27 protein-coding genes and 2 riboswitches are annotated in these 24,426 nt (G+C 62.2%); of the genes, 17 read left to right on the top strand and 10 right to left on the bottom strand.

All coding sequences use genetic code 11. From position 1 onward, the window contains the following. The first annotated feature begins 17 nt into the window (after positions 1-17). Both purT and R4P65_RS22110 read left to right on the top strand, forming a co-directional pair. The gene (gene purT, locus R4P65_RS22115) at positions 18-1,253 is read left to right on the top strand and encodes a formate-dependent phosphoribosylglycinamide formyltransferase (RefSeq protein WP_317828120.1); all 1,236 of its coding nucleotides are present in this window, start codon (positions 18-20) and stop codon (positions 1,251-1,253) included. Beyond that, positions 1,250-1,732 carry a DUF456 domain-containing protein gene (locus R4P65_RS22110; RefSeq protein WP_317828119.1) on the top strand — a complete coding sequence of 161 codons (483 nt, stop codon included), beginning with the start codon at positions 1,250-1,252 and terminating at the stop codon, positions 1,730-1,732. Before purT ends, R4P65_RS22110 begins: the two co-directional genes overlap by 4 nt. On the opposite strand, the gene R4P65_RS22105 is transcribed toward R4P65_RS22110, so the two are convergent. Beyond that, the gene (locus R4P65_RS22105) at positions 1,636-2,475 is read right to left on the bottom strand and encodes an amidohydrolase family protein (protein WP_317828118.1); all 840 of its coding nucleotides are present in this window, start codon (positions 2,473-2,475) and stop codon (positions 1,636-1,638) included. The genes R4P65_RS22110 and R4P65_RS22105 overlap by 97 nt on opposite strands. A 109-nt stretch (positions 2,476-2,584) precedes the next feature. Further along, positions 2,585-3,982, bottom strand: a complete 1,398-nt coding sequence (locus R4P65_RS22100; RefSeq protein ID WP_230816290.1) for an FAD-dependent oxidoreductase — start codon at positions 3,980-3,982, stop codon at positions 2,585-2,587. 230 nt (positions 3,983-4,212) lie between these two features. On the opposite strand from R4P65_RS22100, the gene R4P65_RS22095 reads away from it, so the two are divergent. The 3 genes from R4P65_RS22095 to R4P65_RS22085 are packed head-to-tail and all read left to right on the top strand — an operon-like array spanning position 4,213 to position 6,333. Further along, positions 4,213-4,638, top strand: coding sequence for a hypothetical protein (locus tag R4P65_RS22095; RefSeq protein ID WP_317828117.1), 426 nt, complete (start codon positions 4,213-4,215; stop codon positions 4,636-4,638). A gap of 46 nt (positions 4,639-4,684) precedes the next feature. After that, positions 4,685-5,113, top strand: a complete 429-nt coding sequence (locus R4P65_RS22090; protein ID WP_317828305.1) for a rhodanese-like domain-containing protein — start codon at positions 4,685-4,687, stop codon at positions 5,111-5,113. Beyond that, positions 5,110-6,333, top strand: coding sequence for an O-succinylhomoserine sulfhydrylase (locus tag R4P65_RS22085; protein ID WP_317828116.1), 1,224 nt, complete (start codon positions 5,110-5,112; stop codon positions 6,331-6,333). Before R4P65_RS22090 ends, R4P65_RS22085 begins: the two co-directional genes overlap by 4 nt. Before the next feature lie 43 nt (positions 6,334-6,376). Here the strand turns inward: R4P65_RS22085 and R4P65_RS22080 are convergent, their stop codons facing one another. From R4P65_RS22080 to R4P65_RS22045, 8 genes are all read right to left on the bottom strand, one after another. Further along, positions 6,377-6,976 carry an alternate-type signal peptide domain-containing protein gene (locus tag R4P65_RS22080; protein WP_317828115.1) on the bottom strand — a complete coding sequence of 200 codons (600 nt, stop codon included), beginning with the start codon at positions 6,974-6,976 and terminating at the stop codon, positions 6,377-6,379. Further along, the gene (locus R4P65_RS22075; protein WP_317828114.1) at positions 6,976-8,556 is read right to left on the bottom strand and encodes a signal peptidase I; all 1,581 of its coding nucleotides are present in this window, start codon (positions 8,554-8,556) and stop codon (positions 6,976-6,978) included. The genes R4P65_RS22080 and R4P65_RS22075 overlap by 1 nt, the downstream gene beginning before the upstream one ends. A gap of 5 nt (positions 8,557-8,561) precedes the next feature. Next, a complete protein-coding gene (locus R4P65_RS22070; RefSeq protein WP_230816285.1) occupies positions 8,562-9,119 on the bottom strand; it encodes a SipW-dependent-type signal peptide-containing protein in 558 nt (185 codons plus the stop codon). A 28-nt stretch (positions 9,120-9,147) separates the two neighbouring features. Then, positions 9,148-9,792 (bottom strand): signal peptidase I, encoded by a 645-nt coding sequence (locus R4P65_RS22065; RefSeq protein ID WP_317828113.1) that lies wholly within the window; start codon positions 9,790-9,792, stop codon positions 9,148-9,150. Beyond that, positions 9,789-10,355 (bottom strand): hypothetical protein, encoded by a 567-nt coding sequence (locus tag R4P65_RS22060; RefSeq protein WP_317828112.1) that lies wholly within the window; start codon positions 10,353-10,355, stop codon positions 9,789-9,791. The genes R4P65_RS22065 and R4P65_RS22060 overlap by 4 nt, the downstream gene beginning before the upstream one ends. A gap of 4 nt (positions 10,356-10,359) precedes the next feature. Further along, positions 10,360-10,917 carry an alternate-type signal peptide domain-containing protein gene (locus tag R4P65_RS22055; protein WP_317828111.1) on the bottom strand — a complete coding sequence of 186 codons (558 nt, stop codon included), beginning with the start codon at positions 10,915-10,917 and terminating at the stop codon, positions 10,360-10,362. A gap of 288 nt (positions 10,918-11,205) precedes the next feature. Further along, positions 11,206-12,021 carry an HAD-IIA family hydrolase gene (locus tag R4P65_RS22050; RefSeq protein ID WP_230816281.1) on the bottom strand — a complete coding sequence of 272 codons (816 nt, stop codon included), beginning with the start codon at positions 12,019-12,021 and terminating at the stop codon, positions 11,206-11,208. Between the two features lie 37 nt (positions 12,022-12,058). Further along, positions 12,059-12,826 carry a sulfite exporter TauE/SafE family protein gene (locus tag R4P65_RS22045; RefSeq protein ID WP_230816280.1) on the bottom strand — a complete coding sequence of 256 codons (768 nt, stop codon included), beginning with the start codon at positions 12,824-12,826 and terminating at the stop codon, positions 12,059-12,061. 199 nt (positions 12,827-13,025) lie between these two features. Further along, a riboswitch (SAM riboswitch) is annotated at positions 13,026-13,120 on the top strand. Positions 13,121-13,127: 7 nt separating this feature from the next. Here R4P65_RS22045 and R4P65_RS33200 point away from each other — a divergent pair. From R4P65_RS33200 to R4P65_RS21995, 12 genes are all read left to right on the top strand, one after another. Beyond that, on the top strand, positions 13,128-13,205 hold the full coding sequence (locus tag R4P65_RS33200) for a putative leader peptide (protein ID WP_374228084.1): 78 nt from the start codon (positions 13,128-13,130) through the stop codon (positions 13,203-13,205). Between the two features lie 109 nt (positions 13,206-13,314). After that, positions 13,315-14,289: an amino acid ABC transporter permease gene (locus R4P65_RS22040; RefSeq protein WP_411742577.1), complete on the top strand. Its 975-nt coding sequence runs from the start codon at positions 13,315-13,317 to the stop codon at positions 14,287-14,289. Next, positions 14,286-15,071 (top strand): amino acid ABC transporter ATP-binding protein, encoded by a 786-nt coding sequence (locus R4P65_RS22035; protein WP_411742576.1) that lies wholly within the window; start codon positions 14,286-14,288, stop codon positions 15,069-15,071. Before R4P65_RS22040 ends, R4P65_RS22035 begins: the two co-directional genes overlap by 4 nt. Before the next feature lie 34 nt (positions 15,072-15,105). Beyond that, the gene (locus R4P65_RS22030) at positions 15,106-16,077 is read left to right on the top strand and encodes an ABC transporter substrate-binding protein (RefSeq protein ID WP_317828110.1); all 972 of its coding nucleotides are present in this window, start codon (positions 15,106-15,108) and stop codon (positions 16,075-16,077) included. A gap of 10 nt (positions 16,078-16,087) precedes the next feature. Beyond that, positions 16,088-17,197 carry an FAD-dependent oxidoreductase gene (locus R4P65_RS22025; RefSeq protein WP_317828109.1) on the top strand — a complete coding sequence of 370 codons (1,110 nt, stop codon included), beginning with the start codon at positions 16,088-16,090 and terminating at the stop codon, positions 17,195-17,197. Between the two features lie 8 nt (positions 17,198-17,205). Then, positions 17,206-17,796 (top strand): GNAT family N-acetyltransferase, encoded by a 591-nt coding sequence (locus tag R4P65_RS22020; RefSeq protein WP_230816476.1) that lies wholly within the window; start codon positions 17,206-17,208, stop codon positions 17,794-17,796. A gap of 17 nt (positions 17,797-17,813) precedes the next feature. Continuing rightward, a riboswitch (SAM riboswitch) is annotated at positions 17,814-17,908 on the top strand. Next, positions 17,902-18,006 (top strand): putative leader peptide, encoded by a 105-nt coding sequence (locus R4P65_RS33195; RefSeq protein ID WP_347871549.1) that lies wholly within the window; start codon positions 17,902-17,904, stop codon positions 18,004-18,006. It overlaps the preceding riboswitch by 7 nt. Before the next feature lie 148 nt (positions 18,007-18,154). After that, positions 18,155-19,795 carry an ABC transporter substrate-binding protein gene (locus tag R4P65_RS22015; protein ID WP_317828108.1) on the top strand — a complete coding sequence of 547 codons (1,641 nt, stop codon included), beginning with the start codon at positions 18,155-18,157 and terminating at the stop codon, positions 19,793-19,795. Positions 19,796-19,797: 2 nt separating this feature from the next. Beyond that, positions 19,798-20,796, top strand: coding sequence for an ABC transporter permease (locus R4P65_RS22010; RefSeq protein WP_317828107.1), 999 nt, complete (start codon positions 19,798-19,800; stop codon positions 20,794-20,796). Continuing rightward, the gene (locus R4P65_RS22005; protein ID WP_317828106.1) at positions 20,789-21,679 is read left to right on the top strand and encodes an ABC transporter permease; all 891 of its coding nucleotides are present in this window, start codon (positions 20,789-20,791) and stop codon (positions 21,677-21,679) included. Before R4P65_RS22010 ends, R4P65_RS22005 begins: the two co-directional genes overlap by 8 nt. After that, a complete protein-coding gene (locus R4P65_RS22000; RefSeq protein WP_317828105.1) occupies positions 21,676-23,298 on the top strand; it encodes an ABC transporter ATP-binding protein in 1,623 nt (540 codons plus the stop codon). Before R4P65_RS22005 ends, R4P65_RS22000 begins: the two co-directional genes overlap by 4 nt. Beyond that, positions 23,285-24,403: an LLM class flavin-dependent oxidoreductase gene (locus tag R4P65_RS21995; RefSeq protein ID WP_317828104.1), complete on the top strand. Its 1,119-nt coding sequence runs from the start codon at positions 23,285-23,287 to the stop codon at positions 24,401-24,403. The genes R4P65_RS22000 and R4P65_RS21995 overlap by 14 nt, the downstream gene beginning before the upstream one ends. Positions 24,404-24,426 lie beyond the last annotated feature (23 nt).

The raw sequence follows: 24,426 nt of genomic DNA, 5'->3' as shown, positions 1-24,426 counted from the left end.
GGCATATAGTCGCACCCATGCAGCTTGATTCGACGCCTTCGTACCTGCCGACCCTTCCGCTCCGATTCGGGACTCCACTGACCGAGAACTCCATCCGCGTGATGATGTTGGGATCAGGCGAGTTGGGTAAGGAAGTTGTCATCGCGTTGCAGCGTCTGGGCGTCGAAGTGATTGCGGTGGATCGGTATCCCGACGCCCCTGGGCACCAGGTAGCTCATCGTGCTCATACCGTCGACATGACCGATCCGGAAGCGCTGCTTGCCGTCATCGAGTTGGAAAAGCCTCACTTCGTGGTTCCCGAGATCGAGGCCATCGCGACGGACGCTCTTGCCCTCGTCGAAGAGCGCGGGGGCGCGGTGGTCATTCCGACCGCTCGCGCTACCCAGCTCACGATGAATCGTGAGGGAATCCGCCGACTCGCAGCCGAAGAGTTGGGTCTGCCCACTTCGCCGTATGCTTTCGCGGACTCGCTTGCCGAAGTGCAGGCAGCGACAGACCGAATCGGTTTCCCGTGCGTCGTCAAGCCCGTCATGTCCTCGTCGGGGAAGGGACAGTCGACTGTTCGGTCCGTCGACGATCTCGACGCCGCCTGGGATTACGCGATGGCCGGAGGTCGTGTGAATCACGGCCGGGTGATCGTCGAAGGTTTTGTCGATTTCGATTACGAGATAACCCAATTGACGGTTCGCGCCGTCGGTGATAGCGGTGAGGTCGAGACGTCGTTCTGCGAGCCGATCGGGCACCTGCAGGACGCCGGCGACTACATCGAATCGTGGCAGCCGCAGCAGATGTCCGCGGTTGCCCTCGCCTCGGCCCGAGACGTCGCCGAGAAGGTGACAACGGCTCTGGGCGGGCGAGGTGTCTTCGGCGTCGAACTTTTCGTGAAGGGCGACGACGTCTTCTTCTCCGAAGTGAGTCCACGGCCGCACGACACCGGATTGGTGACTCTGCGTACGCAGCGACTTTCCGAGTTCGAACTGCACGCCCGCGCGATCCTTGGCTTGCCGGTCGACACGACACTCACGGCGCCGGGAGCGTCGGCAGTGATCTACGGCGGTGTGGAGGCAAAGGGGATCGGATTCGACGGTGTCGCAGAGGCTCTCGCGGTTCCCGAGACAGACCTGCGACTCTTCGGCAAGCCGGAGAGCTTCACACGTCGTCGCATGGGTGTTGCGGTGTCGACGGCTGCTGATGTCCCCACTGCCCGCGCCCGCGCCCGCGAAGCCGCGTCGAAAGTGCGTCCCGTCGGATGAGTCCAGCGGCCGAGGTCCTCGTCGGGCTGGTCATCCTGGTCGGTCTGATCGGAGTCGTCGTTCCGATCCTCCCCGGGACACTTCTCGTTCTCGGTGCAATTCTGGTGTGGGCGATCATGACCGGTGGCGCGACGGCGTGGACGGTGTTCGCATTGTCCACGCTGGCGCTGGTGGTCACCGGGATCGTCAAGTACACGTGGCCCGGCAAGCGAATGAAGTCAGGGGGAGTGCCTAACCTGTCGGTGGTGGTCGGTGGCGTCGTCGGCATCATCGGGTTCTTCGTGATCCCGGTGGTGGGGTTGTTCCTCGGATTCATCGTCGGAACGTACTTCGCCGAACTAGCGCGACTGCGCCGCTACGACATCGCCTGGGCGTCGACGCTTCACGCGGTGAAGGCAGTCGGATTGTCGATGCTGGTGGAACTGTTCGGAGCACTGATCGCCGCGGGGCTGTGGCTGGGCGCCGTCGCGTTCACCTGACCGCAGCGGTACCAGGAGCGGGCGTTGTCGCCCATGACAGCGGAGAGGTCGTCGCCGACCGCTTCGGCGATCACGTCCAGATCGTGGACCTCGAAAGCTCGACGTGCCCGTGTGCCGGGTAAGTCGGTGCCGAACATCAGCGCAGCGGGGTTGACTGCATGGATTTGTCGCAGAACATCGCCGACGTCGGAGATGGTGGTGCGGCCGAACCCGGTGGCTTTGACGCGTACCCCACGGTCGACGAGGTTGAGGAGATACGGCAGTCCGCGGGTCGACATTCCCAGGTGGTCGATGCTCACCGCGGGCAATTTGGCGAAAACAGGTTCCAGCGACAGCAACAGTGTGGCATCGACATAGAACTCCGCGTGCCAGCCGACCAGATCGAATGCGCGGTTGGCAAGATCGGCGAGCAGACGCAGGTCGGTGGCGCCGCGGCGCAGGTTGAACCGGACGGCGCGCACTCCCAGTGCATCCAGAGCAACGATGTCTTCGTCCGTCGCATCGAGTGGTAAAGCGGCGACGCCCACCCAGCCTTCGCCCAGTTCGGACAGTGCGGCCTTCAGGTATTCCTGGTCATTGCCCTGGTACGACGCGGTTACTACCGCTCCGCCGTCCACACTCAGGCCCTTCAGCGAGGTAACTCGTGCCCGGTAATCGGCGACGGTGAAGGGCTCAGGCAGGTACCCGTGATTCTCGACCAGCGGGAAGCGCGGGTCGATGATATGCACATGGGCGTCAAACACGGAGTCTATTTTGCCCTGTCGTCCTGGGTGCCTGCACACACCACCGGCCCGATGTGACCTGGGTCGCGTCGGGCCGGTAGGCGGCTTCTGTTCAGTTACTTCTGTGCACTCAGTTGGTGCGGTCGGGCTCGGAAGCCTTCAGCATGTCGTGACGCTCGACGACCTTGATGCGCTCACGGCCCTCGGGCTCACCCAGGCTGCGCTCGTGGGCATCGAGGCGGTACCAGCCCTGCCACGTCGTGTACGGCACCTGCTTGCCTTCGAGGAACTCGATGACGGCGTTCTCGTCGGGGTTCGCGGCGCCGGCGAAGTTGACGGAATCCTCGAGGAGGTTCGCGACGGTTTCGTTGGCGTCACCCTTGGTGTGGCCGATGAGGCCGACGGGGCCGCGCTTGATCCAGCCGGTGACGTACGTGGCCGGCATGAACCGGGCCGCGCCTTCGGCGTTGTCGTCGGCGACGACGCGTCCGGCATCATTGGGAACGGTGCCTGCCTGATCGTCGAACGGCAGCTGAGTGACGTTCTGCGAGAGGTAACCGACGGCGCGGTACACGGCCTGGACATCCCAGTCCTTGTACGTGCCGGTGCCCTTGACGTTGCCGGTGCCGTCGAGCTGGGTGCGCTCGGTGCGCAGGCCGACGACCTTGCCGTCTTCACCGAGGATCTCGGTGGGAGATTCGAAGAAGTGCAGGAACAGCTTGTGGGGGCGAGCTCCGACGTCGCGAATTGCCCAGTCCTGCAGGGTGTTCGCAACCATGTCGACCTGCTTGGAGTTGCGGCGAGCCTGCTCGGAACCCTCGTCGTAGTCGATGTCCTCGGGGTCGACGATGACCTCGATGGTCGGCGAATGGTCGAGTTCGCGCAGTTCGAGAGGCGTGAACTTGGCCTGGGCCGGGCCGCGGCGTCCGAAGACATGAACCTCGACGGCCTTGTTGTTCTTGAGGCCCTCGTAGACGTTCGCGGGGATCTCGGTGGGCAGCAGTTCGTCGCCGGTCTTTGCGAGGACACGGGCGATATCGAGCGCAACGTTGCCCACGCCGAGGACGGCGACCTTCTCGGCTTCGAGCGGCCACGTACGAGGTACGTCGGGGTGGCCGTCGTACCAGGAGACGAAGTCGGCCGCGCCGTAGCTGCCGTCGAGTTCGATACCCGGGATGCCGAGCGCGCGGTCGGCGTTGGCGCCGGTGGAGAAGATGACCGCGTCGTAGAACGACTGCAAGTCGTCGAGGGTGATGTCGGTGCCGTAGTCGATGTTGCCGAGCAGGCGTACCTGAGGCTTGTCGAGCACCTTGTGCAGGGCGGTGATGATGCCCTTGATACGCGGATGATCAGGCGCGACGCCGTAACGAATCAGGCCGAAGGGCGCGGGCATACGCTCGAAGAGGTCGATGCTGACGCCGCGGCCGGAGACTGCGGTGTCGGATTTCATGAGGGCGTCGGCGGCGTAGATGCCGGCGGGGCCGGCGCCGACGATCGCGACCCGGAGTGGGCGGTTGGAGTCAGTCATCGTGAGGACAGCTACCTTCTTCGAAGTTCGGACAACATATCGACAAGTATCCAATTTAGCCGAACCTAAGCACAGTGCCTCGGTTGCGGCCGAACGGATCCACACTCTCACTCGATCGGTTGTGGGTAAACCTATTCTTTCTTCCCATTCTCCTGTTGTCTCGGGTATTCGGGGTAGGGGCCTGATCCTTGGCGGGCCACAATTTCAAGTTGTGGGGGAGTATTGGCATTATGAGTGACGAGCTTCGCGAATCCGACAACATCGATGGCAAGAAGGCGTCTGCGGGGCCGTTCCTCTTGGCTGTCGCCATCGTCGCCCTGATTCTGGGTGGAATCTTTGTCGCGTCGTGGATTTCGCCGGCCGAGGACAACGTCACCGAGTCCGACCGTGTGAGCCGTTCCGTCACCGACTACGTCGATGCCGAGAACCGAGATGACGCGGAGACAGTCAAGACCCTGACCTGCGCGAGCTTCAATTCGAGCACTGGTCCGCTGGCCGGCGTGGACGGGACCGTCGAACTCAAAGGCGTGGACAAGGTCGAGGTCAATGGCGATCGTGCCCGGGCCGACGTGACGATCACCGGCGGCGGAGCGGGAGATCGAGTCTCGACCTGGGCACTGACCCGTGACGGCAACCGCTGGGTCGTCTGCAACTGACGGCCCGCTCAGGCGCCAACGGCAGTCTTGTGAAAACATGGACTACGTGAGTTACGCAGGCGATCTGACGCCGGAGCAAGCCTGGGAGCTGCTCCGCGAAAACCCCGACGCCGTGCTGGTCGACGTGCGGACCGATGCAGAGTGGAAGTACGTCGGTGTCCCCGATGTCTCGTCCCTCGGCAAGCAGGCCGCACTGATCGAATGGGTGAGCCACCCGACCGGCGCGCGCAATGACAACTTCGTCGACCAGTTGAAGGAAGCCGGCATCACTGCCGATTCCTCCGGGGCGGAGCGTCCGGTGATCTTCCTGTGTCGATCCGGACAGCGTTCCATCGGTGCGGCGGAAGCTGCGACTGCGGCGGGCATCGGCCCGTCGTTCAACGTGCTCGACGGGTTCGAAGGCGCATTGGGTGCCGACGGACATCGCGGACTTGTAGGTTGGCGGGCCATCGGCCTGCCGTGGAGGCAGCAGTGAGTGGAATTCCACAGGGTGGCGCATTTCAACGAGCGCTGCCGGACGACGTCGGTCTCGGCACTCTCGGTGTTCGCGGCGGACTGATGCGCACCGGGTTCGAGGAGACGTCCGAAGCGCTGTTCCTCAACTCCGGATTCGTTTACGAGAGTGCAGAAGCCGCCGAACAAGCCTTCACCGGCGAGGTGGATCACTTTGTCTACTCTCGCTACGGCAACCCGACGGTCAAGATGTTCGAAGAGCGCCTTCGTCTGATCGAAGGCGCGGAAGCCTGCTTTGCGACGGCCAGCGGAATGTCAGCCGTCTTCACGGCGTTGGGTGCGCTGTTGGGCAACGGCGACCGACTGGTTGCCGCGCGCAGCCTCTTCGGATCCTGCTTCGTGGTGTGCAACGAGATTCTCCCGCGCTGGGGCGTCGAGGTCGTTTTTGTCGACGGCGAGGACAATGCGCAGTGGGAAGAGGCGCTGTCCGTGCCCACCACGGCGGTGTTCTTCGAGACGCCGTCCAACCCGATGCAGTCCCTCGTCGACGTTCGGCGGGTGTCGGAGCTTGCTCATACGGCCGGGGCAAAGGTAGTGCTGGACAACGTCTTCGCGACACCCCTGTTGCAGCGCAGCCTCGATCTTGGTGCCGACGTCGTTGTGTACTCCGGCACCAAGCACATCGACGGTCAAGGTCGCGTGCTCGGTGGCGCGATCCTCGGAACCGAGGAGTACATCAGCGGTCCCGTTCGAGAACTGATGCGGCACACCGGACCTGCGCTCAGCCCGTTCAACGCGTGGACGTTGCTCAAGGGTCTCGAGACCATGCCGGTCCGCATTCGGCACTCCGTGGCTTCGGCCCTCGAGATCGCCGAATTCCTCGAAGAGCACTCCGGCGTCAAGTGGGTCAAGTATCCGTACCTGACTTCACACCCGCAGCACGAGCTCGCGAAGTCTCAAATGAGCGGCGGCGGAACCGTTGTCACATTCGAGCTCAACGCCTCCGACGGTGAGGGCAAGAAGCGGGCATTCGAGGTTCTCAACGGCCTGCGCGTCATCGACATCTCCAACAACCTCGGTGACTCCAAGTCCTTGATCACTCATCCCGCCACGACGACGCACCGGGCGATGGGTCCGGAAGGCCGTGCGGCAGTGGGTCTTACAGATGGCGTTGTGCGTCTGTCCGTCGGGCTCGAAGACACGGCTGATCTGTTGGCTGATCTGAAGCGAGCTCTCGGCTGAATCGCTAGAGCGCCTTGCCTTGAACTTCCGTCGGCAAGGCGTTCTACGGCGCGGGCGTGAGACCCAGTTGTTCGACGTCGATCGTCAACGCCGTCGTATTCAGTGTGAGACCTGAGCTCGTCGTGTCAGCGGGGTAGATCGTGAACAGCACCTGAGCCGCCAGATAGGTGTTGTTCAGCGCCGACGTGACCACTCCGACGTTGGGTGCGGGTGCGCTGCTGTCATAGAGCAGATTGTTGCTCTGATCCGTTACATAGGTTCGAAGGCCGACGTTGGGGGCAGTGGCGATGCCGCCGCTCAGCTTGGACTTGTCGACCATGACGTTGGCTTTCAATCTCGGACCAGTGGCCGTGACTACCGAGTCGCAGAAGAATGTGTAGTTGTATCCGGGCTTGAGTCGATACGTAGTGATATCGGGGATGGGTACGAGTGGGTTCGGATTGGGGTCGTAGTTCACGTACACCTGTGAATACCACCCTCCCCCTTGCGTGGTGACGCATGCCCCCAGCTCCAGCCTCCCGGATTGGACGGCGGCGCTTGTCAAAGTCGCGCTGTCCGTCCACTTCGCCAATGTGCCCGAACCGCCGAGCAATACAGCTCCGGCCGCGGCGACTGCCATTGCGCCTTTCGTCGTTCTTTTCATCACGGCACCAATGCCTTGATCTCGTCCGGAAGTTCGCTCGGGGCGGGAGATTCGGCCCAGACCCCCGTTGACGTGTCGATGACGGTGACGCCTGCAGTGGTGATCACATACAACTGATCAGTTCCGGTGAGCCAGTGGAGGACAGCGTCGGTGTCGACGGTACCTCGGTATATCTCAGTCCCTGATGAATTCGACACGGACACAACGGTTCCACTGACAGTCGAGAGCTTCTGGGCGCTGAGACCGGTCGTGGTCGCCGGGGCGTCGATGGGAACCTCGCTCGCGGTGGTCGTAGTTGTTTCGGGTGTCGTTGTCCTGGTCGTTGTCGCTGAGGACGGCGTAGCTGTAGCCGGTGACGAGGTGGTTGTCGAGGGCGTAGTTGTGCTGGTAGTTGTCGTGGCCTGCGTGGTTGTTGATGCGCTCGGAGTAGTCGTGGGTGAAGGTGTGACCGAACTGACTGCTGCGGTGGGGGTGGTGGTCGTAGCACTCTGAGCTTGCGCAACCAGCGCCGACCGAGCGGCCGGAGCTGAGGCTGCCGTGGTTCCGCTCGTGGGTCCGGATACACACGCCATGTCATTGAGGATGATGAGCAGTGTCGAACTGCTGATGCGGTACCCGGTGTATTCCGGTGTCACGTAACTTCCAACGAGTCCGTGTAATTCGACATCGTAGTTCGTGTTCGACAGGAGAATTCCGCCGCTGGGCAGATCGGACAACGTCAGGGTCGTCGAGAGGCCGGTCACGTCTCTGATCAGCGGAGGTTGGGTGGTGTTGGTTGCATTTCGGACGATGATTCGAAATGTATCCGTGGCAACGCCAGGCCAAGCGAGCAGGACGGAAGTTCCCTTGTCCGAGCAGGTCATTGATGCGGGAGGTTTCGGAAAGCTTGCTGAAGTGCTGAACGAAATGCTGCCCGCTGTCGCCGTGCCCGTGAAGGCGGCCTGTGTTCCACCTATGTTCGTAATGCCCGTCACGCTGAGACCGACCGTTGCCAATGCGACGATTGCCTTGAAGGCGTGGGAATCGCCGCGCGAATCCTGACGATCCAGCCCGGGTTCCCCTTCATCCGCTCTCTTTCGGGGGCGAAATGCGATGTACAGCAGTCCCCCGACGGCAATCGCACCGAGGACAATGCCACTCGGCCCTGACAACCAGACTGCGGCATAGCCGAGTCGGTCGACGCTGAAGAAGACTCGATCCGCTTCGGTGATGACGTAAGGATCTGGGTCTGCGACGGGATTTGCGTCGCCGCGCAGTTGTGCGACGGCAAGATTGTTGCCTTGCTGCTCGATCGTGTCGACACGATGGGTGATTCGAACGCCTTGGTTGTCGTAGACACTGACGATGTCACCGACTTGAACTTCCGAAGCAGGCACTGTGCGCGCAAATGCCAGCGCGCCGGTATCGATCGTGGGAGACATCGATCCGCTCTTGAAGATCAGCGGCGTGATACCGAAAGCGAAGCCGGCAACGAACAAGGCGATGGATGCCAGACCGGCGAGGGCTCCGACCGTGAGCAGGATTTCCTGAATCCGCCTCGGCATAGAGGCTTTCGGTCGAATATTGGTATGTCGTGACACGGCGCTCACACCTTTGCCGAGAAGTTCAGGACGACGCTCGACGAGCTGCTCGTCGGTGGGGTCGGACTTGTCGGAAGCGTCACCGAGACACAGAGATTATCGGTTGCCCCGACAGCCAGAGAACGGTCGGGCGCACCGACCGCCTGATTTGCGGTGAGGGTCAGGGGTAAAGACGACACCACATTGCTGCCATCTGTGCATTTGTTGGCCACAGTTCCGTTCGACGACACAGTCATCCGCAAGTAGGTCGTCAGTGCGCCGGCGCTGGTGGAAGTAATCGTGTATTTCAGAGGAAGATTCACGCCTGCCCCCACGTTGTTGACTTTGACGATGGCGGAGTTCGAGTCGCCGGGGAGCATCCCGGTTTTGCCGAGTTGGCTGAAGCTCAGTGTTGTGGTCAGCATGGGTTGGGTTGTGGTGTTCAACTGTAGATTGATCGACCCGGTCGTGATGTTTCCCGAAATCGCAGTGGCGGAGGACGTCCAGGCCGCGAGTGTGGTCACACCGCCGACGCCTAGCACCATCCCCAGTGCGAGCAGCGCGCGAAAACGCGTGCTGGTCAACAGGTGACGAATCCGGTGGGCCGGACGGTCAGGGTGCGAGGGCATCGTGTTGGCCTCTCTCGATCTGGACGGAGTCGGTGACGTTGGAAGCTGCAGGGTCAGGAGCCAATCGGGCTCGAGCTCGCTCCTTCCGGCCGTCGCGGATGCCGCTGATCATCATGTAGGCCGCGTACAGCAGTAGTGCCGTCACGACTATCACCACGATCACGATCCGCTGCTCTCCTGTGAGCCAAGTGTTGACGTAGCCGAGATACGGAAGGCTGTACCAAACCTTTCCCCGGATCTGTACTGGCCGTACTTCTTTCTCGTCGCGTTCACCGTTCGCGTCGCCTTGGGTGATGAAAGTTCTTTCACCCTTCTGGTTTTCACTTGTGGCGATGATCCGGTGCGTGACGACGGTTGGCTGCCCGGATTCGAGCTGGTAGGTGATGGGTGTACCGATCCCAAGTTCGGATGGATCGACAGGTTTGACTACCACCAGTGATCCAGGGTTGTACGTCGGGCGCATCGAACCGGTCAGAATCGTGAAGCGTTGTGCGCCGGCAAAGAAGGGGACGACGATGGTCGCGACGATGACAGCCGAAATCGCCAACAGCAGTGTCCAGCTGACAATCGAGGTGACCCACCACAGAGGGCCGGTACGTTCACCGCGTTTGGTCGAGTGTTTCGTCATGCCGCCCCTGCCTGGAACGTGAAGGTGGCGTTGTTCGTCTGACCGGAAACCGCACCAGCCTCCACCGTGAGCCGCAGACACAGGACGTATGTGCCACCAGATGCGAGCGGAGTAGGCATGTACGCGGGAGAAACCGGGTATTGCAGCGATGCATTCATCGATCCGGACGTCAATGGGGTCACTGCCGGGGCCGTGGTGTTGACGCCGGCAGGGCAGGCACCTTCGTTGGCAACTCCGTACGTGGTCAACGTGAATCCCGGAAGTGTGGTCGTCGACTGCATTCGCCAGTGCAGAGGATCAGACCCCGAATTCTTGACGGTGAGCGGAGCTTGCACCGTGTTCCCCGGGACGATAGGCGTCGCGGCCGTCGTCAAGTTCGCCAGGGAGTAGGCCGCACTGGTTCCGGCCGATGTGCCAACGGTGAGGTTGACGCTGGCGGCAGTTGCGGTCCCACCACTCGCGCTCGCCGAATCGGACCACAGTGCGAGCGACTGCTGTGACGATGCGAACACCGCTACAGCAGCCACCGCGACTGCGATAGCTCCCCAGACCCTTTTCCTCATGAAATTACGGAGCCGGAGTCAGCGCTGTCTGAGTGACGACCAACTTCATCGCCGCCAAGTTCAGCGACTGATTCTGTGCGACCTGATTGGCCACCTCGGTGAAGTTCAGACGGACTCCGACGTGCACGATCGTGCCGTTCTGTACCTTGGTGATCTGTGAAATCGGGTTGCCACCAGCATCCTTGATGGTCGTAACCGGCTGTACAGCGGCGGCAAGTTCGGCGCTGTTGGCACCCGGAACGATGCCGGCCGTATCCGCGGTCAGAACAGCCGCGAGACGATCGCCCACTGCGGTCACGGTGACGTCGCAGGTGTATTCGATGCTCTCGGTAGTGACGATGCGGTAAGCCGAGATGTTGGTGATTGCGGTCTTCGTTGGGTTGAGGGAGTTCCAACCGCCGCCGACCGGTGCGCAGGCGCTCAGGTCGAGTGCACCGGAAGTGACGGGTCCGCCGCCTCCGACGTCGGCTGAGTCGCTCCACACTGCGAGCGAGCCCGCACCGCCGAGGAGGAGGGCACCGGCCGCCGCAGCAGCGATCGCGCCCTTGGTCTGCTTCTTCATGAAAATCTCATTTCATGTCTGGGACCCGAAATGGGTCGTTCAGAAATGAGTATCATCCACGGCAAACGATTCGTTACTGCTTTGTCGCAAATTCTTTTTCGACTGCGATCCACCTTTTCTGGTCCAGAAAACCGCTTCTGAACTGTGTATAACTACCATTATGTAATTCTGGTCTGAAGAAAACCGATTGTTTTTCTAGTTGGAAAAAGCGGACTAGTCGGATTCTGGCAAATTCACCGTTCTTTCGCCGGCTAATTACCGACTCGCGGTTTTGTTTTGCAATTTGAATCAATTGTTTGTGTTGCTACGGAATGGATCGGTTGTCGTTCCCACAAGATCGGCGACCGACTCGAGGACGATGGTCGGGCGGTAGGGGTAGAGCTCGACCGACGCGCGGGTCGAGATCCCGGTCATCACCAGAATCGTCTGCAGTCCGGCTTCGAGGCCACAGACGATGTCGGTGTCCATGCGGTCGCCGATCATCAATGTGTTGGCCGAATGAGCGCCGATGGACCGCAGGGCTGAGCGCATCATCAAAGCGTTGGGCTTGCCGACGTAGTAGGGATCGCGTCCGGTTGCCTTGGTGATGAGAGCGGCGACCGAGCCGGTTGCCGGTAGAGAGCCGTCGCGCGACGGCCCGGTGGCGTCGGGGTTGGTGGCGATGAACCGCGATCCGCGCTCGACCAGGCGAATGGCGGTGGTGATTGCCTCGAAGGAGTACGTGCGCGTCTCGCCGAGGACGACGTAGTCGGGGTCACTATCCGTCAGGACGTAGCCGATGTCGTGCAGTGCAGTGGTCAGCCCCGATTCGCCGACCACGTAGGCGCTGCCGCCCGGACGCTGGTTGGCCAGGAAGGTCGCGGTAGCGAGCGCTGACGTCCAGATCGACTTCTCCGGGATGTCGAGTCCCGAGTTGAGGAGGCGTGCTCGCAGGTCACGCGGGGTGCGGATGGAGTTGTTGGTGAGCACCATGTACGGAATGTCGTTCGACGCCAGTTCTGCCAGGAACGTGTCTGCTCCGGGTATCAAGTGCTCCTCGTGGACGAGAACCCCGTCCATGTCCATGAGGTAGGTCCAACCGGTCTGATCGTCTGTTCTGGTCATATCTCCAGTATGTGCGGGGGCCGCCCGATGTGGGCGGTCAAGCGAGAAGACGCCACAAGCCGACCAGGCCGACGACGACAATCGTGTAGCGCAGTGCAGTGGGGGACAGGCGTCGTCCGTAGCGGGCGCCCAGAACGCCACCACCGAGTGAGCCGACAGCGATCAATCCGGCTGCTGCCCAATTGATCTGGTCGAAGGCAAGAGTGATGTACATCCCGGCTGCGACGATGTTGACGAGCAGTGAGAGCAGGTTCTTCGCGCCGTTCATGCGCTGGAGGGTTTCCGGGAGGATGGCACCCATCACACCGATGAGGAGGATGCCCTGCGCGGCGGTGAAGTAACCGCCGTAGATGCCGACTGCAAAGGTGCCGGCGGTCAGGAGCATCAGCCTCTTGGTGGACAGCGCCGTTTCTTCGGTGGAGCGCTTCTTCGCCCACGCCTGGATACGTGGTTGGAGGAGCACAAGTGCGAGAGCCAGGATCAACAGCACCGGAACGATGGTCTCGAACAGTTTCTCGGGTAGATGCATGAGCAACCACGAACCGAGGAGCGCGCCGGCGAGCGACGCCGGAATCTGCCATTTCAGACGATCCCCCTGTCCCGACAACTCACGCCGGTATCCCCACGTCCCTGAAACCCCGCCGGCGACGAGCCCGACTGCATTGGACATCGTCGCGGTCACCGGCGGCATGCCGAAGGCGACCAGGGTGGGAAACGTGATCAGCGTTCCGCTGCCGACCACGGCATTGATCGCGCCCGCACCGATACCGGCCAACAAGATGAAGAAAGCGTCGATTCCACTCACTCCGCAGACGGTACGGCAGAGGAAAAGTCAGTCCGGACGGCGGTCCCGGTCTTGATTCGAACACTCCATTGAACACGGCGGCCAAGGCTTCGGACACCGTTGGAATCAGTGCGATTTCAACGTGGAGAGACCTTCAGTTCCCTTGCAGTGCAGGGAAATACAACATTTGACGACTCGGCATTTCGCGTCTAGTCTTTGCTCACCATCCAGAGCGACCGAGAGACCTGGCTCGTCGACGTCGCAGCAACCCCCCGAGTGATCGGGAGCGGGTGCTACCGCCAGGACCGATGGAAGGCATCACATGGGTTCCACTTCGCACGCTGCGCACAGGCGTCGTCACATCGATCTGTGCCGCACCGCTTCGTGTCACTGTCACTGACCGAACTGCCGTCGTCTTCGCAACTCGAGCGCACCACCTCGAGAACACAGCTGCGTCCCCATTCCCCGAAAGGTCTATTCGTGATGTCCATTCCGTCAGGTAGTGCGCCGTGAGCGCGCCCACCGATGTCCGCCCCGACAAGTCGGTGGCCGAGCCGCAACTTCCCGACTCGGAACTTGTCGTTGCTCGTACCTGGCACCCGCTGCGTTGGGTGATCAGCGCAGTTGTGCTGGTATTTCTTGCTCAGTTCATTCACGGACTCGTCGTCAACCCGGGCTGGGACTGGCCAACGTTCGCGCAGTACTTCACTGCGAAATCAGTGCTTGCCGCGTTGTGGATGACGATCAAACTGACCCTGTGGGGGACGATCCTCGGATTCGGTCTCGGAGTGTTCCTGGCACTCGGCCGGTTGTCGAAGAACCCGGTCCTGCAGGTGATCGCCTGGACCTACATCTGGGCTTTCCGCTCGATTCCGCTCATCGTGCAGCTGCTCTTCTGGTTCAACATCACGTACCTGTACCAGACGCTTTCTCTCGGAATACCTTTCGGGCCGGAGTTCTTCACCTTCCAGGTCAGTGGTGTGATCGGCGGATTCACCGCAGCAGTTATCGGTTTGGCGCTACACCAGGCAGCGTACTCGGCCGAGATCATCCGCTCCGGAATCATCTCGGTCGATCACGGTCAGATCGAAGCTGCTCACTCGCTCGGTATTCCGCGCAGTCGACAGTTCTTCAAGATCGTTCTCCCGCAAGCGATGCGGGCGATCCTCCCCAATGCCGCCAACGAGGTCATCGGACTCTTCAAGGGAACGTCCATCGTCTCCACCATGGCGATCGCCGAACTGTTCTACCAGGTGCAGGTCATCTTCGGCCGCAACGGACGAGTTGTGCCCCTGCTGATGGTCGCCACGATCTGGTACATCATCCTCACGACGTTGCTCTCGATCGGTCAGTACTACGTTGAGCGCCACTACGCCCGTGGATCCGCCCGCGCTCTTCCTTTGACTCCGATACAGAAGGCTCGCAAGAAGTTCGACGAGATTCGTGATGCGCGTCTCGATATTCCGAGAGGTGCGACCCGATGACCGCAGAGCTGGCCGAAGAGACGGTGTACGCCGTCGAAGCGCGCGGAATCCACAAGTCGTTCGGCGCGCTGGAAGTACTTGCCGGCGTAGATCTCCTGGTCCGCAAGGGTGAAGTGACCGTCATTCTCGGCCCGTCCGGTTCCGGTAAGTCCACCTTGTTGCGCACCCTCAATCACCTCGAGAAGGTCGACCGAGGGACCGTGCGGATCGACGGAGAACTGATCGGATACCGGCGCAAGGGAAATCGACTTCACGAACTGCGTGACCGAGAGATCCTGAAACAGCGTTCACACATCGGATTCGTGTTCCAGAACTTCAACCTGTTTCCGCACCTGACTGCGCTGGAAAACGTGGTGGAAGCTCCGCTCTCGGCCCAGAAACGAGACCGTGACGAGGTGTACCGCGAAGCTCGCGCACTGCTCGAGCGAGTGGGAGTGGGGGACAAGGCCGACGAGTATCCCCGCCAACTCTCCGGTGGCCAGCAACAGCGCGTCGCCATAGCGCGAGCGCTGGCACTGCGGCCGGCGGTCATTCTCTTCGACGAGCCGACCTCGGCGCTCGACCCGGAACTGGTAGGCGAGGTTCTCGAAGTCCTGGCTCAGCTGGCCCGTGACGGCGCCACTTTGGTGATCGTCACGCACGAGGTCGGTTTTGCTCGGGAAGTGGCGGACACCGCGGTCTTCATGGATGGCGGCGTCATCGTCGAACAGGGCCCACCTTCGCAGGTGATCGACAATCCGATTCACGAACGAACCAAGGCTTTTCTCTCCCGCGTTCTCTGACGCGACCAAGACACATTCCCGAAAGGAAAAATTGATGTTCTCCCCATCCCGTCGCGCCACTTTCCTGATCTCGGCTGTCGCCACCGTCGGACTGCTCAGCGCAGCGTGCAGCAGTGCGGACGCCGAGTCCGACGGAGCCCAGGTCACCGCTGCCGCGGGTTACAACCTCACCGCCGACCAGAATCGCATCACCACCGACAAGGTGGATTCCATCGCCGCCGAGCTGCCTCAGGACATCCGCGACCGCGGCACGCTGCGCGTCACCGGTAGTGCCGGTTCCGCTCCGCCGCTCCGCTTCTACGCCGACGACGACACCACCCTCATCGGCTCCGAGACCGACTTCGCCTACCTGATCGGCGACGTTCTCGGCTTGAAGGTCGACCTGCAGACAGCTGACTGGGCACAGAACTTCGTCCGCGTCGACTCTGGCGAGGCTGACGCCTTCCTCTCCAATGTGACTGTCACAGAGGAGCGTAAGGAGAAGTACGACTTCGCGACCTACCGCCTCGACACCCTGGCCTTCGAAGCCAAGAAGGGCGCCGGAATTTCCATCAAGGAACCCAAGGACGTCGCGGGCAAGAAGATCGCCGTCTCCTCGGGCACCAATCAGGAAGCGCTGCTGGTCAAGTGGAGTGAGCAGAACGTCGCGGCCGGCCTGGCGCCCACCGACATCTCCTACTACCAGAACACCACCGACTACTACCTCCCGCTGCAGTCCGGCCGGATCGACGCCTACTTCGGGCCGAACCCGTCATCACAGTTCCACGCCAAGCAGTCGGGGGAGACCGAGGTTGTCGGTGAGTTCTCCGGGGCCGGCGACACTCTGCAGGGGCAGATCGCGGTGCTGGTGAAGAAGGACAACGGTCTGATCAAGGCAATCAATGACGCGATCAACCACACGATCGAGAACGGCACGTACCAGCGGATCCTCGAGCGCTGGAACATCACCAGCGAAGCCGTCGACACGTCTTTGATCAACCCGCCCGGCCTTCCGAAGACCAAGTGAGCTCTCGTCCATGAGTGAGATTCCCGATGTGATCGTCATCGGCGGAGGGCTCGTCGGGTCCTCCGCCGCATGGCGGCTCGCGGCGCGCGGACGTAGCGTCGTACAGCTGGAACAGTTCGGGCCGGGGCACAAGCACGGTGCGTCGCACGGTACTTCGCGCATCTACCGTCAGGCCTACGACAATCACCTGTACACAGGGTTGGCGGCCGACGCGCTGCCGCTGTGGCGGGAGTTGGAGACCACGACGGACATCGGGTTCCTGGAACTCACCGGCGCGGTCGATCACGGTCTGCCGCAGGCGGTGCAGTCCAAGGCGCAGATATTGGTCGAGGCGGGCATCAAGGGTGAGATCCTCACTCCTGCCGAGGCGTTCGCGCGCTGGCCGGGGCTGCGATTCGACACCACCGTGCTCCATCACCCCGATGCAGGCCGGTTGCATGCGGATCGCGCCGTGACCGCTTTGAAGGCGGGAGCGGTGTTCGCCGGTGCCGAGGTCCGTCACGACGTTCGGGTACTGGCACTCGCGCGAGCGTCGTACGGCGTGGACGTGGTGACGGACAGTGGAACGCTCGCGGCTCGTCAGGTCGTGATCGCGGCCGGTGCGTGGACTGCGGACCTGATCGCAGACAGCGGCCTCGGCTCCGAAATCGCATTGCCGACGCTGCGCACGACGCAGGAACAACCGGCGCACTTCGCACCGCTCGATCCGGGAGTCGAGTGGCCGAGTTTCGTTCACCACCCGGGTGCACAGTTGGAGACTGCGGGAATCTACGGACTCGGTTCCGAGGACGGCATCAAGATCGGTGAACACGCGACCGGGCCGGTGGTGACTCCGCAGACCCGCGACTACACCCCTGATGTCGACGGTGAGCAACGATTGGTCGAGTACGCCGAGTCGTGGTTACCCGGCGTCGATTCCGCCCAGGTCGAGTCGATCACGTGCCTATACACGAGCACGCCGGACAGTCACTTCGTCATCGACCGAGTCGGCGATGTCACGGTTGCGGCGGGATTCTCGGGTCATGGATTCAAATTCGGTCCAGCCCTGGGTGAACTTGTATCGGACCTCGTCGACGGCACCACTCTCGCTTCGGAAGCTTTTCGGCTGGGGGAGCGTTGACCAGATTCATGGAGGAAAGTGTTGTGGCACTGGAGCTCGGGACTCGACAGCTCGACGGTATCGGCGCGGTAGAGGTCTACTCGGTATCGCAGGACGATCCCTTGGCAGCTCCACTGATCGCGGAGTTGGCGCTCGAATACAGCTCGCGTTACGGCGGGACTCGCGAAGCGATGCTCGAGGATCTCACCACGTACCCGGCAGAAGAATTTGCGTACCCGCAGGGGGCGCTACTGGTGCTCACCCACGAGGATGTACCGATTGCGGGCGGTGCATTTCGCCAATTCGATTCCACCACCGCCGAACTGAAAAGAATCTGGACATCGGCCGACTATCGGAAGCGCGGCCTCGGCAAGGTCGTCGTTCGTGAGTTGGAACGAGAGATCGAACTTCGCGGATACAACCGGGTGTTCCTCACGACGGGCCCTCGGCAACCCGAGGCGCTCGCGCTGTATCTGTCCAGTGGATACACACCGCTTTACGACGCTTCACTCTCGCCCGAAGAGGTGGGCGTCCACCCGTTCGAGAAACAACTTCGAGTGCTCGAAAATGTGACCCGAGCAGCAATTCCTACCGACCGGGTTGACAACACCCGGGTTTGACCTCGTACACTTGCGAACGACCATCCAGAGCGACCGAGAGACCTGGCTCATTGAAGTCGCAGCAACCCCCCGAGTGATCGGGTGCGGGTGCTACCGCCAGGACCGATGGAGGACCACGAAATGAAGGCAGTCGAAGGCGGTTTCGATACCGCCTGGTCGCGTCGTCACGTAGACCTGTGCCGCACCGCGGGATCTTTCTGTACCAACTGACCTCGGTCAGTCATTCACACTCAGGCGAGTCGTCGACAAGTCTGTTTTCTCTTCTCTGCACAAGTGATTCGTGCTCGATCGCCTTTTCGGAGCTTCTTGCTTCAGGGCGGCGGGTGCGCTCTTCGGCATGCCTCTTTAGGAGTTCTTGGTGTCCTCGCCCTCATTCGGTGCCCGTAAACGCGCGACCGTACTTGCCGGTATCGGTGCTCTCTCGGTTCTCGGCACGGTCCTCGCCGGCTGCAGCAGCAACGGAAGTGACAGCGGTGCCGACGCGGGCCCCGCGCAGTCCGGTGGAACCCTTCGCTACGGCCTCTCGCAGGCGCCGACGTGCGCCGATCCGGCCCAGGCCGGAAGTAACCAGACGGTGTATGTCACTCGTACCGTGGTGGATTCGCTGACCGATCAAAATCCCGACTCCGGAGAGATCACCCCGTGGCTCGCCAAGAGTTGGGAGATCAGCCCCGACGCCGCGAGCTTCACGTTTGTCCTTCGTGACGATGCCACTTTCAGTGACGGCACACCGGTGACGGCGGATTCGGTGAAGAAGACCTTCGATTCGGTCAAGAACCTTGGGCCGAACGCGTCGTTGGCGAAGAGCTACCTGTCCTCCTACACGGGTACCGACGTCGTTGACGCACACACGGCGAAGATCAATTTCTCTGGACCCAATGTTCAGTTCCTGCAAGCAACTTCGACGCCGCAGCTCGGAATCCTCGCTGATTCCACCACTGCACTGGCACCCGAGCAGCGCTGCCCCGGTGCAGCGGTGATCGCCTCCGGGCCGTTCGTCTACACCGACTGGCAGCAGGACAAGAGTGTCAAGATCGCCAAGCGCGCGGGATACAACTGGGCGTCGGACGCGGTCGCGCATCAGGGCGAGGCCTACCTCGACGGCGTCGACTTCACCGTGGTCCCCGAATCCGGTGTGCGCGCGGGCAGCGTGGCTTCCGGCCAGCTCGATGCGGTCAGTGATGCGCTCCCACAGGACGCGCCGCAGATCGAGGGCGCAGGCGGACGCATCCTCACCCGGCCGAACCCGGGCGTGAGCTTCTTCTTCCAGCCCAACGTCAGTCGTGGAGTTCTCGCTGATCAGTCTGTCCGCCAGGCCATCGTTCCGGCGATCAACCGGCAAGAGCTCGTCGACACCGTTCTGGATCCGTCGTTCTTCCCGGCAACGAGCCCGTTGGCTCACACCACTCCGCTCTACACCGACGAATCCAGCGTCGTGACGTACGACGCCGACAAGTCGGCGAAGCTTCTCGATGCAGCCGGTTGGAAGACCGGAAGCGACGGTATTCGCGAGAAGGACGGGCAGAAGCTCACTTTCAGCGTCACGTTCAGCCCGGTGTTCTCGGGTAATCAGGCCATTCTCGAGCTCGTTCAGCAGCAGCTCAAGAAGGTCGGCGTGGACCTGCAGCTCAATCTGGTCTCGAACGGTGAATGGACCGAGAAGGGGGTGTCGGGTGATTACGATTCGCTGTACTACAACAGCACTAGGGCCGACGCCGACATCCTGCGGGCGTCGTTCAGCACCGAGGGCCGCAACCTCAACCGTCGCGGCGCAGATCCGGAGCTCGACAAGGTTCTCACCGAGCAGCTTGCAGCCACGGACAACGGCCAACGCGGCGAACTGGTATCCACTGCACAGGAATTGATCCTCGACCGTGGACTCTCCATCCCCACCATCGAGCTCTCGCAGGCCATCGGCGCCGGATCGAGTGTGCAGGACCTGAACTTCGAAGCCTCCTCACGCCTGCAGTTCTACGACGCATGGTTGTCGGGTAAGTAATCATGACTCGATACGTACTCACCCGACTGGGTCAGGCCGCAGTGGTCCTGTGGGCCGCCTTCACCATCTCGTTCGTGATTCTGTTCCTCCTGCCGAGTGATCCCGTCAGCATGGCTGCCGACGCGTCCGGTCAGGGTGTTGCAGTGGATCAGGCTGCGCTCGATCAGCTTCGGGCGCGGTACGGCTTGGACCAGTCGGTGTGGGTGCAGTACTGGACGTCGCTGACGAATGCTCTTCGCGGCGATTTCGGTACATCGATCTCCACCGGCCAGTCGGTGACGGATGCCATCTTCTCGGCGCTGCCCAGCACTCTGGTGCTGGCAACCACCGCCTTGGTTCTGGCCGTGTTGTTCGGAGTGGCGATCGCGTTCTTCGCTACCTACGCCCGCAAGCGGTGGCTCGCGAACCTGTTGTTCTCGCTGCCGCCGCTGGGTGTGGCAGTGCCTACTTTCTGGGTGGGTCTGATCCTTCTGCAACTCTTCTCGTTCCGTCTGCACATCTTCCCGGCATTCGGAGACAAGGGATTCGCAACGGTGATTCTTCCGGCGATCACCTTGGCGATCCCGACCGGCGCGGTGATCGCGCAGGTGCTCACGACCAGCCTGCAGTCGACGCTACGTTCGCCGCACGTGGAGACTGCGTACGCCAAGGGCGCAAGCCGTTGGCGCGTCCAGACCCGTCACGCATTGCGACTGGCGAGCATTCCGGCATTTACCATTGCCGGTGTGCTGGTCGGCACGCTGCTGGCGGGCTCGGTGGTTGTGGAAACGGTGTTCTCTCGCGCGGGCGTCGGCCGTCTGACCCAGACGTCGGTGATGGCGCAGGACATCCCGGTGGTGCAGGGAGTCGTTGTGTTCGCCTCTCTCGTGTTCGTGCTCGTCAACCTCGCGGTCGACCTCTTCTACCCCTTGATAGATCCACGGATCATCCAGACGAAGAAGAGTCACACCGAAAAGTCGAATACCGAAAGCTCGACCGATCTGGAGCCGGCTCATGTCTGACACATTGATCGAACCCCTACTCCTCGATCCGCGCGTCGAGGCGAAGGCACCTGTTGTTTCGCGCCGAAAGTCCACGGCCATCGGCTGGATCCGAAAGCCCGGCTTGGTGATTCCGGTGTTGATCGTGTTGCTTGCCATCGGCTTTGCCGTCGCACCCGGATTTTTTGCCGGCGGCGATCCGTTGTCCGGCGTCCCGGCAGACAAACTGCAGGGCCCGAGCCTGGCGCGTTCGTTCGGAACCGACAACCTCGGGCGTGACCTGTACACACGCTTCGTGCACGGCGCTGCACTGTCCCTGACCGCGACTTTGGTAGCGGTGGGAATCGCGTTGGTAGCAGGATCGATCATCGGTCTGCTCGCGGGCTTTGTCGGCGGAGTCGTCGACGCCGTTCTGATGCGCATTGTCGATGTCCTGCTGTCCATTCCGGCGCTGCTGCTCTCGCTGGCGTTGGTGACCGCACTCGGCTTCGGCACCATCAACGTTGCCATCGCGGTCGGCGTCAGTATGGTCGCCAATTTTGCGCGAGTGATGCGTGCCGAAGTGATGCGGGTGCGCGGCGCTCAGTACGTCGAGGCCGCGTTCAGCTCGGGTGTGCAGTGGCTCGGTGTCCTGCGTCGGCACGTGCTGCCCAACTCGTACGCGCCCGTGGTCGCGCTGTCCGCAGTCGAGTTCGGGCAGGCAGTTCTTGCAGTGTCGGCACTGAGCTTCTTGGGATTCGGTGCGGTTCCGCCTACCCCTGAATGGGGATCGCTGGTATCCGAGGGGCGCAACTTCCTCGCCAATGCCTGGTGGATGACAACACTTCCCGGTCTCGCGATTGTCGCCGTGGTCATCTCGGCACACCGTATCGGCCATGAGATCGAAAGGAGCAACCGACGATGAGCACGACCGAGGAACAGTTGCTTTCCGTCACCGATCTGCAGATCTCCTACGGCAACGAGCCGGCCGTATCCGGTGTGAGTTTCACCGTTGGCCGCGGCGAAGTGGTTGCGGTGGTGGGGGAGTCGGGTTCGGGAAAGTCGACAACGGCGCACGCGATACTGGGCCTGCTCGCCGGTAGCGGCCACATCACGGGCGGAAGCGTCGAGTTCGAAGGTGAGAGAATCGATTCGTACTCCGACCGTGCGTGGCAGCGAATCCGCGGCGCTCGTATCGGTTTGGTGCCGCAGGATCCGACGACCTCGCTCAACCCGGTGACCCGGATCGGCGACCAGGTTGCAGAAGTCCTGCGGATCCACGGCCTCGCCGACCGGCGAACAGCGCGGTTGGATGCCGTCGCCGTGCTCGAGCGTGCGGGTATCGACCGCCCGGAAATCCGGGCACGCCAGTACCCACACGAGCTATCCGGCGGTATGCGGCAACGAGTTCTGATCGGCATCGCTCTTGTGGCGAACCCGGCCCTCATCATCGCCGACGAGCCGACCAGTGCTCTGGACGTCACGGTTCAACGACGCATTCTCGACCATCTCGACGAGCGAATCGCCGAATCCGGTGCCGCCGTGCTCCTGATCACGCACGACCTGGGGGTGGCCGCAGACCGCGCGGACCGGATCCTGGTGATGCAGGGCGGCAGGATCGTCGAATCCGGCCGCACCGCAGATATTCTGGACAACCCGCGACACGAGTACACGAAGAAGCTGCTCGACTCGGCTCCGAGCCTGTCCTCGGGGCCGGTCGATCGGCCGGTCCGTCAGGATACGAGCCCGCTGCTGACGTTGACCGGAATCACCAAGCGTTTCAACGTCGGACACGGGAGTTCGATCACCGCGGTGAACGAGGTATCGCTGACCGTTCCGCGTGGTCAGACGGTGTCGTTGGTGGGGGAGTCGGGCTCCGGCAAGTCGACCACGGCGCGCATCGCCGTGCGGTTGCAGCAGGCGGATGCCGGCACCATCTCCTTCGACGGACACGACATCACGAAGGTCAAGGGCAGCGATCTGCGCGAGCTGCGCCGAAAGATCCAGCTCGTGTATCAGAACCCTTACGCATCACTCGACCCGAAATTGTCCGTCCAAGACATCGTGGCGGAGCCGCTGCGGGCCTTCAAGGTTGGAGGACGCAGTCAGCAACAGAGCCGTGCCGCCGAGCTGCTCGATCAGGTTGCACTGCCCGAGCAGTTCCTGAGCCGCAAGCCGGCCGAACTCTCGGGCGGCCAGCGTCAGCGGGTGGCGATCGCTCGCGCGCTCGCTCTGAAGCCGGATCTACTCGTTCTCGACGAGCCGGTATCAGCTCTCGACGTCTCGGTTCAAGCGCAGATCTTGGCGCTACTCGACGAGTTGCAGCGAGAGCTGGGACTGACCTATCTCTTCATCTCCCACGATCTGGCGGTAGTTCGCCAGATCAGTGACGTAGTCGGCGTCATGCAAGCTGGGCGATTGCTCGAAATCGGCACTACCGCCGAGATTTTCGACAATCCCCGAAACGGGTACACACGCACACTTCTCGACGCGATCCCCGGGCGGGATCATTCGACAGGAAAGGCCCAACATGTCCGAGCGTAGTTCCGGAGCATTCCTGGTCGGCCTCGAATTCGAGGGCGCCGGAGCTCATCCGCACTCCTGGCGACGCGAGGATTCGCGCGCCGAAGATCTGTTCACGCCGTCGTACTGGGTGGACCTGGTGACCGCCGCGGATCAGGGTGGGGTGGATCTGGCGTTCCTCCCCGATTCTTTCGGGCTCCAATCCGAGGGCCAGCACGCTGTACGGGGCAGGTTGGAAGCAGTGGCAACTGCGGCGAGGCTGAGTGCTGTGACCTCGCGCATCGGTCTTATCCCCACTGCGACGGTCACGCACACCGAACCGTTCCATATTTCCAAGGCTGTCGCGAGCATCGACTACTCGTCTGCTGGGCGGGCCGGTTGGCAGGTCGCGGTGTCCGACACCACCGAGCAGGCGGAGTTGTTCGGCCGAAAGGCAGTGCAGGGTCCGGAGTCTGCGTGGGAGGAAGCGTCCGAGGCGGTCGAGGTGGTCAGTCGGCTGTGGGACAGCTGGGAGGACGACGCCGAGATACGTGATGCTGCGAGCGGACGTTTCATCGATCGGGACAAGCTGCACTACATCGATTTCGAGGGAAAGAACTTTTCCGTCAAGGGCCCGTCCATCACGCCGCGATCGCCACAGGGCCAGCCGCTGATCGCCGTCGACGCGAGTCGACCGGAGGCCCGCGAACTCGCCGTTGCGCGCGGAGATCTGATTCGGATTTCGGCAACCGACCTCGGCGAGGGCAAAGCTACGGCCAAACTGGTCCACGCGAGTGCGGCCGCCCTCGGGCGCAGCGTCCGAGTGCTCCTCGATGTCGACGTGCTTCTCGGAGCCGATCGCGGTGCCGCCGACGACGCTTTGGCGGAACTCGAGGAATGGGCGGGAGCGCCGTATTCACCGCACTCGTTGTTCTATCGCGGTGACAGCGCGGGTTTGACTGCGCTATTGCGTGAGATCGGTGGGCTCGCCGGGATCGACGGTGTGGTTCTGCGTCCCCTGGCGCTGGCCGCCGCCGTGGACAAGATCGCGACGGACGTAGTTCCAACTCTCAATCCGCGACCGAGTGCCGCCCCGACACTGCGCGAGCGGTTGGGCTTCGAGTTGCCCGTCAATCAGTTCGCGTAGCGCGAGTAAAGAACAGGAACACC

The organism is Rhodococcus sp. IEGM 1318, from assembly GCF_033142465.1.
Taxonomy (GTDB): domain Bacteria; phylum Actinomycetota; class Actinomycetes; order Mycobacteriales; family Mycobacteriaceae; genus Rhodococcus_F; species Rhodococcus_F qingshengii_B.
The sequence above is the reverse complement of the archived record's forward strand: the minus strand, read 5'-3'. Positions and strand labels throughout refer to the sequence as shown.